The organism is Alistipes sp. AM16-43 (genome assembly GCF_003435745.1).
Taxonomy (GTDB): Bacteria; Bacteroidota; Bacteroidia; order Bacteroidales; family Rikenellaceae; genus Alistipes; species Alistipes onderdonkii.
This window is the reverse complement of sequence record NZ_QTUQ01000002.1, coordinates 190,996-204,557: the sequence shown is the minus strand read 5'-3', so window position 1 is coordinate 204,557 and position 13,562 is coordinate 190,996. Positions and strand designations below refer to the sequence as shown.

Genomic DNA, 13,562 nt, shown 5'->3' with positions numbered 1-13,562 from the left:
TAAACTATGATTTTCGACTCTTTGAAGAACAGCGCGCTCTATTATCCGGTGAGCCCGCGTCTGGAAAAAGCCTTCGGCTTCATCGCTTCGACCGACTGGGAAACGATGGAGCCGGGGATCCATGAACTCGACGGCAAGGACATCTATGTCAACGTAATGGAACCTGAGCTGAAAAAACCGGCGGATGCCAAACTCGAAATACACGACGCCTATATCGACATCCAGGTGCTGATCCGCGGTGAGCAGGAGACCTTCGGGTGGAGCGAGCGTGCCGACCTGCGCAAGCCGCTGGGCGAATTCGATGCCCAGAAGGATATCCGTTTCTTCGACGATGAGCCGCAGACCTTCTATACGCTGCGCCCGGGGCAGTTCACGATCTTCTTCCCCGAGGACGGCCATGCGCCGATGATCGGCGAGGGCGATGTGCGCAAGATCATTGTGAAGGTTCGCAAGTAACGGCGGGCCGGATTACGGATGCGCGAGAGGCGGTTCCCTGCGGAACCGCCTCTCGTTTTGCCGTTATGCTGCGTCGGGTTTTCGGGATGCGAGCCGCATCGCGGGGTAGGTGTAGCAGGCGGTGTAGGCGACAAGGACAATCCCCGAAGCAGAAGCTCCGGGGATTGTGTCGTTATGCCTGTGCCGTAAGAGTATTATTTTCCGATGCCGTAGTAGCGCAGCCCGGCGTTGAGCACCTCTTCCTTGTCGAAGATGTTGCGGCCGTCGACCAGGATGTTGTCGCGCATGAGCGTGAGCAATTGCGGCCAGTCGGGCATCCGGAACTGTTTCCACTCCGTGACGAGCGCGATGGCATCGGCACCCTCCGCGGCTTCGTACATCGAACCAGCGTAATGCACCCCTTCGTCGCCGATCCTGCGGCGGGCTTCCTCCATCGCCACGGGGTCGTAAACCCGAACCGTGGCGCCCGCCTTACGCAACAGGTCGATCACCACCAGTGCCGGCGCTTCGCGCATGTCGTCCGTTTCGGGCTTGAACGCGAGGCCCCATATCGCGATGGTTTTCCCGCGCAGGTCGCCCAGCGCCCGTTGCAGTTTGCCGAACAGGATGGATTTCTGCCCTTCGTTGACCCGTTCCACCGCCTCGATGACCTGCATCGTATAACCGTGTTCCTGGGCCGTACGGGCCAGGGCTTTCACGTCCTTGGGGAAGCACGAGCCGCCGTAGCCGCAGCCGGGGTAGAGGAACTTGCTGCCGATGCGGGCATCGGATCCGATGCCCTTGCGCACCATTTCGACGTTCGCCCCTACCAGGTCGCAGAGATTGGCGATCTCGTTCATGAACGAAATGCGGGTCGCCAGCATGGCGTTGGCCGCGTATTTGGTCATTTCCGCCGAGGGGATGTCCATGAACAGCACCCGGAAATTGTTGATCAGGAACGGACGGTACAGGCGGGTCATCAGCTTGCGCGCCCGTTCGCTCTCGACGCCTACGACCACGCGGTCGGGCGACATGAAATCTTTGATGGCCGCGCCTTCCTTCAGGAATTCGGGGTTCGAGGCCACGTCGAACGGCACCTTGCAGCCGCGTTTGTCTATCTCTTCCCGGATCACGGCCTTGACCTTCTGCGCCGTACCGACGGGTACGGTGCTTTTGGTGACGAGCACCGTATACTTCTTGATGTTGCGACCGAACGTACGGGCGACTTCGAGCACGTATTTCAGGTCTGCCGAACCGTCTTCGTCGGGCGGTGTGCCGACGGCCGAGAAGACTACTTCCACCTTGTCCAGGCAGTCCGTCAGTTCGGTCGTGAAGTGCAGGCGCCCCTCCTCGACATTGCGTTTGACGAGTTCTTCGAGCCCCGGCTCGTAAATCGGGATGAGGCCGTTGTTCAGGGCGTCGATCTTTTTCCTGTCGACATCGACGCACGTAATATCGAGCCCCATTTCTGCGAAACAGGCACCCGATACGAGGCCGACATAACCCGTACCTACGACTGCGATTTTCATCATATTATGTCCAAGATTTTGGTTGGTTTAGCGGTGCATGCACCCGGCGATCCGCCCGGCGAGCGCGTGGCATGCCTCATGCCATGCCGGCGAGAAACCCTGCTTCATTTCCACGGGTTCGCAGATCGCCTCCCACTTCATCTTCTGTGCGAATTCGCCCAGGCAGCGCACGGCGGCGCTCGCCCAGCAGAAGGAGCCGAACCAACCGAAGTTGCGCTGCGGGACGCAGCGTGCCGCGATCAGGTCGAGCAGGCGTGCCACGGGCGGGTAGAGCCCGCCGTTATAGGTCGGGCCGCCCACGATGAGCGTGTCGTAACGGAACACGTCGCGCAGGACGATGGATTCATCGGCGTAGGACATGTTGTGGACGACGATCGGGCCCACGCCTTCGGCGGCCAGTTCGCGCGCTATGCGCTCGGCCATCTGCTCCGTATTGCCGTACATCGAGCCATAGGCGATCACCACGCCAGGTTCGCCTTCGTAGCGGCTCAGACGGTCGTAGACGTCGATCACCTGCGGGATCTCGCGCTGCCATACGGGGCCGTGGGTCGAGCAGATGGTCGTGGGGTTCAGGCCCCGTACCTTCGCGAGCGCCTTTTGTACAGGCCCTCCGTATTTGCCGACGATGCAGGCGTAGTAGCGGCGCATTTCGTCCCAGTAGCGCGACGGGTCTACCTGCGAGTCGGTGATGCCGCCGTCGATGGCGCCGAACGTGCCGAAGGCATCGCCCGAGAAGAGCGTGCCGGCCTCGGCACACCATGTCACCATCGTTTCGGGCCAGTGTACCATCGGCGCCATGTAGAACGAGAGCGTTTTCGAGCCGAGCGATATGCTGTCGCCCTCCTTGACTTCGAGCGTCCCGGTGTCGATGCCGTAGAATCCCTGGAGCATCTGCAGCGTCTTGGCGTTGCCCACGATTCGGATGTCGGGGTAGAGCATGCGCAGTGCGCGCACGGACGACGAGTGGTCGGGTTCCATGTGGTTGATGACCAGGTAGTCGATCTTGCGGTCGCCGATGGCCTCGCGGATGTTCTCTGTCAGACGGCTGCCGAAGCCCTCTTCGACCGTATCTATCAGTGCGACCTTCTCGTCGGCAACCAGATAGGCATTGTATGAAACCCCCTGCGGGAGCGACCAGAGACCTTCGAAACGGGTGGTTGTGCGATCGTTGACCCCGACGTAATGGATGCCGGGCAAAATTTCGGTGATATTCATGGTGCGTGGCGTATTTGTTTCAAAGATAGTGAAAAATGTGCCAAAGTGGAGCGGCGCGTGCCTTCCTGCTTGCCGGATTTTTCCCTATCGTCGGATATTAAAAATTTGCGTAAAGATAACCGTTTTTTCGGATATGCGTGAAATCTGTTTCCGAAAAAAAAGCGATTCCCGCATGATGCGGTGGCTGGGCAGCTGGTTTTCCGGCCTGCGGGGTGCCTGTGGCGTTGACCGGGGGCTTGCCGTTTGCGCATGGCGAACCCGCACTGCGGCATCGGGGACAGGCGTAAAAAAAAGCCTTCGGCAAGTGCCGAAGGCTTTGGAAATATTACAAGCCGGGGCTTAGAGCAACCGGAAGAAATCCGAGCGTACGCCCTGCATGCTTACCGCGTCATTCTTTACCGACTCCGGAATCGTCGCACGAGTGTATACGCACACGTCGCCGGTGTCGGCCGTGCTGGTCAGCGTGATGGTGTTGGACGATTCGTCTGCCGTGACCGTGTACGAGCTTCCCCAGGGGGTGTTGTCGCTGTAATTTCCCGAAAGTACATCGCCTTTGAGCAAGTAGCTGCCCGTGTATTTCTGGTACTTTACGGATTCGATCTTCTGGTAGATGGTGAACGACCCGCCGTCGAATGCGATGTAGGCGTCGAACACCTGCGGAGCCTGGCCTGTCCATGAGGTCAGGCGCCATTCTCCGACGAGTTGCTTGGCCAACGGCGTGTTGTTGTCTTTGTTGTCGTCGTCGCACCCTGCGAACAGGCTCATGCCGAGTATGGCAAAGAGAATATAGATAGTCTTTCTCATGATCTTTTTGCTGTTATCGTAATTCGTATTATAACCAACCTCCGTTCCCGGCCTGTACGCCGCGGGCGATGACGGCGAATTCCTTGGTGATCGTCATGCCGCCCATCACGCTGCCCGTGCCGACCTTGTCGCCGCCGCCGATTGCCGTAACCGTGATCTTCGCCACGCCGGACTTGGTGCATTTGATCTTCAGTTTGCCGTACGCCATCGTGGGTGCAGCCTCGATCCCCAGTTTGGCCATGTCGGCTGCGGACATCGAAACATCGGTGTAGGTGAGGTTCGTTGCGCTGCCGCCGAAGAACTGCGTCAGGGGAATGAGCTCTTCAGCCCCTACACCGACCTTGAGGCACGGCGTGCCTTCGATCTGCATCAGCAGTTGATAAGCGTCTACTGCGCCCGTACCCAACTGCTTACGGTAGTTTTCGAGGTACATCGTGCCGTTCGATTCTTTGGTGCCGTCGAGATACCGTTCCATGTCGTTCACCGAGGTGAGGAGCATGCTGATAAACTCGTTGCGGGTGTAGTGCTTGCCTTTTGCCACGGCATAGGAGAGGCCGAGTGCGGCGACGCCCGATACGTGCGGGCAGGCCATCGAGGTTCCCTGCATATAGCCGTAATCCGAACCCTCGTTCATTTCCGAAGGCATCGTCGAAAGTACCGTAGCGGTCGAATTGCTTGCAATGTAAGCGTCGCCGCCCGGCGCCGAGATGTTACAGCCGGGGCCGTAGTTGGTGTAGCTTGCAGGCAGGAAGTCGGGCGAGAACGAGGTTACCGAAATATAATCGCGGAACGCCCCGGGGTACCCGGCACGGTCGAGTGCGTCGTTGCCGGCCGAGAAGATGACCAGACCGCCGTCTATCGCGTCGCAGTTCGACGTGGCGATGAAATAGGCGAGTGCGTCGTGCTCCGCTTTGGCATTTTTGGCGTACTGGTCGTCGGAGGTGTAGCCACCGCCCTTGATACCCATCGAGCACTGGATGATCGAAGCACCGTTGTCGGCCGCGTATTTGAATGCCCTTGCCATGACGGCCGTCGTGCCCGAGCCGGCTGCCGTACCGGACAGGGCCTGGCACGACATGAGCCGTACACCGTCGTTGTTGCCCGAGCCGCCCGCTACTCCGCAGACACCGATGCCGTTGTTGTTGACCGCTGCTACCGTGCCTGCGGTATGCGTCCCGTGGCCGGAGTCGCCGTCGCCCTTTGCGTCGACCACATCCCAGGAGATGGGGCCGTTCGTAACGAAATTGTACCCGTAATAATCATCCACGTAACCGTTGCCGTCGTCATCGACGCCCGTGGTTCCGGTCATCTCCCTGGTGTTGACCCACATGTTCGCAGCCAGGTCGGGGTGCGTATATTTCACGCCTTCGTCGACTACGGCTACGATGATCTTGGGATCTCCGGCCGTGAGTTTCCATGCCTCTTCCACGTTGATGTCCGCACCTTCGCGCGCGGTCTGTGCCACGGCCTTGTCGCCTTTGTTGATATAGTGCCACTGGCGCTTCAATTCCGGGTCGTTGAACGGCCATACGATCGAACGTGTGTCTGCCGACATGGCGGGCGCATCCGAACGGAGCGGGGTGGCCTTGCCGTCCCACATTTTTTCGAGCTTCGTGTTGAACTGGATGTTCGCCACTTCGGCTACGGCCGACAGTTTCTGTGCGGCGAGATCCAGGTCGACTTCGGTGTCGAACTGCAATTCGTACCACTTGTGCAGGCCGGCTGCGCGCGTGCGCTCCTCGTTGCGTGTGTCTACCGGGAACAGGCGGTTCAGGGAGCTGACGTTCAGCTCCGAAAGTATTTCATCCACGGAGACGATACCCGCGCGGGTAGCGACCGAACGTGTCTTGGCGGCGGCTTCGGCGGCCTGTTCGAGGCTGCCGATGGCTGCGTCGTCGAAATAAACGAGCAGGCTGCCCGCTTCGGCGTTGATCGAGGTGTTGACGATCTTATGCGATGTGGCGGGTATCTGCGAACCGCCGTCGGTTGCGTCGGTCATAGGGTCTGACGTACAACTCGCAAGCAGAAACGCCGCAATGAGTAGTAATTTTTTATCAATCATAATCCGAGTTATTTTTTGAGGGTCTCCCCTCCCCGGTGGAAGGGGAGACCGCTCTTGATCACTAATTGGGTGAACGACTGAAATTATTTAGCCATTTTTTTCAGGGGCATTTTCTCCATGCCTCCGCTTTGCAGAGTGTTTGCCCGGGGTACAAAACCTTCGGAGAATGAACTCATCGCGGGAGTTGCGATCCGAACGGACACCTCACCTTCGAGCGGGTTCGCGCCGCGGTTGACGGGCTTGCCGAACAGTTCGTCGATCAGGGCGTGAGCACGTTCGCGGCCGCGCAGTTCGACATAGTTCGAGGGGTTGATGGAAATTTCCTTCGAGAGGGTCAGCATCTTATCCGAAGCAACCTTGCGCGGTGCGGCTGCTCCCGTGTTGCTACCGGTCGCCGGTACCATCAGCGGGGACGTATAGCTTTCCCAGTTGCCGATCGAGTTCGTATAGTTGGCATCCGTGTATGCCTTGACTAATATGGTGTCGAAATTATACTGATCCGACCAGTCGGGGCCACAAATCAGGGCGAGATACCCGTCTTCCGTGACACCTCCGATCATCATGCCGTCGATTGTGTCGGAACCCATGCCCGTTTCTTTGTCCAGAATGTAATACTTGAGATAGAGCGTCGCTCCCAGGTACGGAATGGTGCCCATGGGCTGCCCTTTCAGAACATAGATGATCCCGTTATACCACTCCCAGACAACCGTGTCTTCGTTATTGGCTCCGAGCGAGAGGCCCGCAACATTGATTGCATCCAGATTGTTGGTGTCGTCGGTCTCATTCTCCGAGAAGACGACCTGGCCGATCTTGCTGCGATCCGTTTTACCGGAGCCGTCGTTGCTGATTCCCCACAGGTTCCATGTCTTGAACAGTTGGGCTTTATCGCTGAACACATAGAGGTCGTCGATCGTGTATTTGCGCTGCAGCGGATCTGCCTTGCCGGCAGTAGTCTGTTCTACGGCGAACAGTTTGCCGTTGTAACCGTTGTCGGCGTATACCAGCAGGGTGTAACTTGTACCTGCCGACAGACCCGTATAGAACGGAGCGTAACCTGTGCCGTTAATCTTTTCGAGTTGAGCTGTGGTAAGTGCCTTGCCGGATGCCTTGACACCCGCGATCAGCTGCGATTCGTTCATGTCCTGGGTCGAAGCCGTCGTGAACAGGCCGATGTACCCCGATGCGATCTCCTCGCCGAACAGGATCCCCTTGATCGAGTTTTCCGGGGTGTAGCCTTGGGACTCATACTCCCACGTAAGCTCTGTGCGGACGCTCATTATGACGGGTTTCTCCTCGCCGGCCTTGACGTAACCGAACGATACGTACCCGTATTTCTGGAGGTTGCCTTTTTCGTCATAAGAATTGCCGACGATGGTGTAGATGCCGGTCTTCTCCATGACGGCGGTGATCGTACCCGAAGCCGTGATCTCCTCGCTCGGGATCGTCCCTGCGTCGATGTCTCCCGATTTGGCCGCAGCGAGCGACTCGCTGAGCGCACCCTCGAAGAAGGCATATTTCACCTTGTCGACGTCGCTGCCGAGCGTAGCCGTGATGGCGACCTTGCCGTCTGCGGGCGCCGACTTCTCGAAGGCTACCGAGTAATCGTAGCTTACCGCGCCCGGGAACAACAGGCGGGTCATTTCGGTATTGGCCTTGAAGTAGCTGGTTGCTTCCCATAGCGAAGGTGTCGTCAGAAGGATCGCCTTCGGCGGGAAGGTGAGGACGCCGTTTTCCAGCGTGCCGTACATCGTGGCCGAAGCCATGCCGGGATAATTCTCCTGGCAGAACGAAACGATCACGAATGCGCCGTTGTCTTCGTAACCTACGTCGTTGATCTCAAAACCTGTCGGCTGTACCGGGAACCATACTTTTTCGGGATCCCGCGCGTCGATGATGGTATAGGTCGGAACGGAGGGAACGTTGGAATACCTTCCACCGACGATTTTGGCCATGTAGGCTTCGTCATAAATATCCTTGATACGGTAGTAACCCTTCATGTCGGCACGTTCGTAAATCTCGACTTCCTTTTCTGCATTGGGGACACCGTTTTCCTTTATGTTGGAGCCCATTATCGCCGTGAAGAAGTCGTCGCGCCACGTGCCTTTGGTTTCACCGTTGGGGCCCTTCACGAGATCCCACTGGACGCGGGTGACGCTGAAATCGAGCCCGTTGGAATATTCTCCGTAAAGCAGTGCGTATTTCTTGTCCTTCACCACGATGGAGCAATCGTAGGTCTTACCGACCTCAGCTCCGGGGAAGTCCACCGAGAACGTGGTTGCTTCCTGTCCGGCCTCGAATTTGATTTCCGAGACCGTGAAAAGGCCGTCCTGGGTGCTGCTGACTTCCACAGGCACGGTGATCGCATCGTTGTAGTTCTTGCGCATGGCCGTGAAGGTCAGGGTCGTAGGCTCCGCCGGATCGAGCTCTTGGTCGCCGGCATTTTCCTGCGAGGGAAAATAAACGCCGTAGCAGTCCGTGTCTTCGCCTTCGCCGGGAGTATACTTAATGTCGTCCGAGCAACTTGCGAGCACGAATGTCGCTGTGAGCGCGTACAATATATATTTGATTGTTTTCATACTATTCGGTCTTTGGTATTAAAGCAAATTTTGCATATTGCCGTTACTTATCCGTCCAAGGCGTTATCTTGCCCGAGGGGTCGGGGTTGTTGACTACGGCGGGGTTGTTCTGGATTTCACCACGGGTAATGACAAAATTCCAGTGGGGAGCGCGGCCGTCGGTGTTCAAACGATAATCGGAAGGAGAATTGGTACCCTTGTAGCCGCGGGTCATGGACATATCCAGACGTTTCAGGTCGAACATGATGATACCCTCGCCCCAGAACTCGATGCGTTTTTGGAGGATCAGCTCCTCGATGAAACTCTTGAGTGTCGGCGTGCGTTCGCTACAATCGTACGAGCCGTCGGTGAAACGGTACTTCATGAATTCGTTGAGCAGTTCACGGGCGGCGACGATATTGCTTTGCGCCGTAGCTTCCGCTTCGATAAGGTACATCTCCTCGACGCGCATGCAGGGAATATCCGTAGCCCCGCCGACTTTGAAGTCGGTATAGTTGCCCTGGGCGGGACGGAACTTGATATTGACATAGTCTTTCAGCGTTGCGAAGTATGCACTGCCGTTGGGGCGGCAACTCTTGTACGCGTAGAAATTGCGGTCGGGATCGAGCCACGAATGCTTGCGGAAATCCTTGTCGTCGATCTTGTTGTAGAGGGCCTTGTCAATGGCACGGCCTACCTGGTGTCCGTATCCCCACGACTCCTCGTTACCGATGTGGGCCTGGAAGTTCAGCAGGTTGGAAACGTTGTCGCTGGTGATCGGCAGGCCCCAGATCCACGATTTGTTTGCCGTCGCACTATTGAAACCGGTCGTCGGATCCTCCCACTGTGCCTGGGTCAGGGGTGTGCAACCGCTCGTGGTGATGGCTTTGCGGGCATACTCTGCTGCCTTCTTGTAAGCATCGGGATTGTTGTCGGCAGTACCGCGTTCCAGATAAGCACGAGCCTGGAGCCCATAGACCATAGCCAAACTGGGCGTGTAGGGATCTGTCGCCGAGTAATCGGAAAGGTATGTCGCCGCCTTTTCGAGGTCGGGGAAGATCACTTTCTCGTAGACGTCGGCTGCCGACGCACGGGGATTGGCCTTAGCTTCGGCCTCGGTCGTGGTCTCGGTTACGATAGGTACGGCAAGGCCGAGCACTCCGTCTGCGGACGTGTATTTATTCTCCTTGAACTCATAGAGACGTACCAGGTCGAGGTAGAACGAAGCCCGGTAAGCGTAAGCGAAGCCGAGGATATGCTTGGTCGTGGTCGTGAGAGCTTCCGGGTCGATGGTGCTGATGATGTCGTTGGTCGACTTGATCCAAGTGAAATAGTTGTTCCAGGTCAGGAGATTGGCCGCGTAGTTCTCTGCGAGAGCATCGTTGGCGCCCCACTGGCTGAACCAGTCGTAGCCCGTATCGCCCGTTATGGCCATGTCGCCTGCTGCTGAATCGGTAGCGAGGTGGATGGCCGGGAGGGAGAAATTCCAGTGCATATTGCCGTAGTCGGTAAGCGACTTAACCTGGATAAGCGCCGTGGGGATACCTTTCACCATCGCTTCGAGGGCCGAGGGGGAACCTGCGATCTGGTCGGATGTGGCCCTGTCGGTCGGGAATGTTTCCTTGATGCACCCGCTAAGCAGTGCAGCCGAAGCAAGGGCTGCTATAGATATTTTCAGTATATTTTTCATATCCGAATAATTAGCTGGTTATGGATTAGAATTGGATATTGATACCGCCCGAGATGGTGCGTATCGGAGAATAGGTTGCGTAATTCGAGGTTCCCAGAACGCCCTGGTTGTCCGTATTGTCTGCGTAGCGCGGATCCAGTCCCTTACGCTTGGACCAATAGAATACGTTTTCGCAGGCGAGGTAGATACGCATCTTGCCGACTCCGAATTTCTGGGTGAACTTCGACGGCAGTGTATAGCCGAAGTTGATGTTCTGCAGGGTCAGGTAGCTTGCGTCGATCAGGAAACGGTCGGAGGTATCCGTCGTGTTCGAATCGCCGTACTGCATACGCGGAATGTTCGAGTTCGGATTCTCCGGTGTCCATGCGTTGAGTATGTCCTTGTGCCAGTTCACGCCGATGCTGCCGGTCGGGGTCGGCGTGCTCATCGCTGCGGCATACCCCGAGTCGTAGATCTTGCCGCCGATCTGGTAGTTGAAGTTGATGCCGAAATCGAACCCGAAGAACGAAACGCTCGTGCCGAAGCCGCCGTAAAGGTCGGGGATCGCATTGCCGCAGAGGTAATCGCTAGCTTCCGAATGGGCTGTGGTGGTCGTTCGTTCACCCGTCGGCTTCCCGTCCTTGTCCTTTACATCCTTATACCACATGGAACGTCCGTCTTCCGAGACGCCGGCGTATTTCTTCATATAGAAGGTATACAGCGGCAGCCCTTCGCCGTAGAAGAAGCTACTGCCGCCGTAGCCGTAATAACCCTCCACCTCTATGGTGCGGCGTTCGGGAGGCAATGAAATGATCTTGTTCTTGAGGTGCGTCAGGTTGACGTTGATGTCCCACTGCACGTTTTTGCTGCGGATCGGGGTGAAGTTCAGGTCGACCTCGATACCTTTGTTGGACATGTCGCCGACGTTGGCATAGTAGGAAGAGTAACCCAGCGACGGTGCCGTGGGGAATGCCATCAGCATGTCGGTCGTCTTGCGGTTGAAGTACTCGATGCTACCCGATATGCGGTTTTGGAGCACGCCGAATTCGATACCGGCGTTGAAGTTGGTATTGGTCTCCCAGGTGATGTTGGGATTACCTTTCTCCAGGAATGCCACGGACATCTCTCCATTCGACGAGGCGAGCCGGTAGGTATCCACATAACGGTAGTCACCGATTTTGTCATTACCCTGCGAACCGATCGATGCCTTGACCTTCAGCATGTCGAGCCAGCCGTGTGTCCCGGACATGAAATTCTCCTTGGTTACGATCCATGCGGCACCTACCGACCAGAAGTTGCCCCAGCGGTGCGAGGGATGGAAGCGCGACGAGGCATCGCGGCGGTACGAAGCCGAGAAGAAATATTTACCGTCGTAATCGTACTGCGCGCGGCCGAAATAGCCTTCATTATTATAGGTGATGACATACGAGGTTGCGCTCTGCTTGTCGATTATCGCACCGGCCAGTTCGTCGTTGTCGGGCGAGAACATGTTGCCCGTGCTGCCGTAAAGCAGGTACTGCCTGCGCTGGTAGTATTCATGGCCGAGCATTACATTGACATTGTGCTTGCCGATGACTTTGGTGTAGTTGAGGATCTGCTGAAGGTTGTGCGAGAAATCACGCGTATGGTATTTGCCTATGATACCGTTCTCGTCGGCGAACTGTCCGAAATAGGGGTTCTGTACGGTCGTCCGGCGGGTCTCGTCGAGCGAAACACCTACATTGAAAGTGAATTTGAAATCCTTCAGGAACAATATGTCGAAGAATCCCGTGCCGTTGAAGGCATTGCCTTCCGAACGGTCGGTGTTCAGGCGGGAATCCGCCAGACCGTTCGCATTCGGCAGCAGGGGACGGGTCAAACCGGCGTTCATTCCGTCTCCGTAGTCGTACATCGTGATGCCGGCGTCGTTCTTCATGATATTTCCCTGCCCGTCACGGACGTAGAGGGGATAGATGGGGGGTATGGACGAGGTGAAGGCGAAGAGGTTGGCCGAAGAGTTTCCCTGCCCGTCCGCGCTCAGCGAATTGTAGGTGAAGTTGGCGTAACCGGCGTTGGCCCCGACCTTCAGCCATTTTTTGGCCTGGTAATCGGCTTTCAGACGGGCGGTGTAGCGTTCCATATTCGAGTTTTCGGTGATACCTTCGTTATTCAGGTAGCCGAACGAGGCGTAGAACGTACTGCGATCCGTGGCGCCCGATACGCTCACGTTGTACTCCTGACGCATCGAAGAGCGGAAAGCAATATCTTCCCAGTCGTCGGGGGTAAGCAGGTAGTCCTGTCCGTTATAAACGACCCGGTTGCCCAGCGTAGCATTGGGATTGAGTTTCCCGTTTGTGCCGATAACCGACTGGCCGTCGGGCACGCTGTAAACCATGTAGCCCAGACCGCCGTCGTTCTTCGAGGCGGCCAGGTTCTTGTTGGCCATGGCGTGTGCCGTGCTCTCGCTCATGCCCTGTGACCGGTAGTAGCTGTTCAGGGCCGTGTAGTATGTTTCATAATACTGGGCCGGGTTTTTGATGTAGTCGTATGACTGCATCGCGCGCGAGTTCACACCCCACTTGGCATCTACCGTGACGGTGGCTTCCTGTCCACGGGCCTTTTTGGTCGTGACCATGATGACACCGTTGGCACCACGCGCACCGTAAAGGGCGTTGGATGCTGCGTCCTTCAGAACGGTCATCGACTCGATGTCGTTGGGGTTCAGGTTGTTCAGGTCTCCTTCGTAGGGAGTTCCGTCCACGATCCACAGGGGGTCTTTCTCGGCGTTGATCGAACTGAATCCACGGATGCGGACGATCGGGTTGGCACCCGGTTTACCCGATTCGTTGGATATCTGGACACCGGCAACCTTACCGGCCAGCGACTGGGCGACGTTCGACTGCTGCGACTTTGCGATGTCGTCCGCCTTGATGACGGTCGCAGAACCGGTAAACGCCTCCTTTTTGGAGGTACCGAACGCCACGACGATCACGTCGTCGATCGCCTGTGTATCTTCGTGCATAGTCACGTCGATGCGCGATTTGCCAGCGATAGGGAGCTGCTGCCCTACATATCCGATGAACGTCACCGAAAGGGTGCCGTCAGCCGGAGCCGAAAGTGAGTACTGGCCTGCCGCGTTGGTCGTAGTACCGATCGAAGTACCGTCTACCATGACAGTAGCGCCCGCAACGGGATTCCCGTTTGCGTCAGAAACTGTACCGGAGACCTGCTTGTTTTGGGCGAATGCGTATAGCCCGAGTACCAAAACAGCAATTAACGATAGTACAATTTTTCTTACCATAAGCGTTAATTTT

8 protein-coding genes are annotated in these 13,562 nt (G+C 57.0%); 1 reads left to right on the top strand and 7 read right to left on the bottom strand.

What is annotated here, in order from left to right; genetic code table 11:
- Positions 1-6 precede the first annotated feature (6 nt).
- Positions 7-456, top strand: coding sequence for a YhcH/YjgK/YiaL family protein (locus DW189_RS04050; protein ID WP_117506961.1), 450 nt, complete (start codon positions 7-9; stop codon positions 454-456).
- Between the two features lie 194 nt (positions 457-650).
- Here the strand turns inward: DW189_RS04050 and DW189_RS04045 are convergent, their stop codons facing one another.
- The 7 genes from DW189_RS04045 to DW189_RS04015 form a co-directional block, all read right to left on the bottom strand.
- The gene (locus tag DW189_RS04045) at positions 651-1,964 is read right to left on the bottom strand and encodes a UDP-glucose dehydrogenase family protein (RefSeq protein ID WP_174760568.1); all 1,314 of its coding nucleotides are present in this window, start codon (positions 1,962-1,964) and stop codon (positions 651-653) included.
- 27 nt (positions 1,965-1,991) lie between these two features.
- A complete protein-coding gene (locus DW189_RS04040) occupies positions 1,992-3,179 on the bottom strand; it encodes an FprA family A-type flavoprotein (RefSeq protein WP_117506960.1) in 1,188 nt (395 codons plus the stop codon).
- Positions 3,180-3,518: 339 nt separating this feature from the next.
- Positions 3,519-3,983, bottom strand: a complete 465-nt coding sequence (locus DW189_RS04035; protein ID WP_022332947.1) for a lipocalin family protein — start codon at positions 3,981-3,983, stop codon at positions 3,519-3,521.
- Between the two features lie 28 nt (positions 3,984-4,011).
- On the bottom strand, positions 4,012-6,045 hold the full coding sequence (locus DW189_RS04030) for a S8 family peptidase (RefSeq protein WP_117506959.1): 2,034 nt from the start codon (positions 6,043-6,045) through the stop codon (positions 4,012-4,014).
- Between the two features lie 83 nt (positions 6,046-6,128).
- A complete protein-coding gene (locus DW189_RS04025) occupies positions 6,129-8,621 on the bottom strand; it encodes a hypothetical protein (protein ID WP_117506958.1) in 2,493 nt (830 codons plus the stop codon).
- Between the two features lie 43 nt (positions 8,622-8,664).
- A complete protein-coding gene (locus tag DW189_RS04020) occupies positions 8,665-10,290 on the bottom strand; it encodes a RagB/SusD family nutrient uptake outer membrane protein (RefSeq protein WP_117506957.1) in 1,626 nt (541 codons plus the stop codon).
- A 25-nt stretch (positions 10,291-10,315) separates the two neighbouring features.
- A complete protein-coding gene (locus tag DW189_RS04015; protein ID WP_117506956.1) occupies positions 10,316-13,549 on the bottom strand; it encodes a SusC/RagA family TonB-linked outer membrane protein in 3,234 nt (1,077 codons plus the stop codon).
- Between the last annotated feature and the right edge of the window lie 13 nt (positions 13,550-13,562).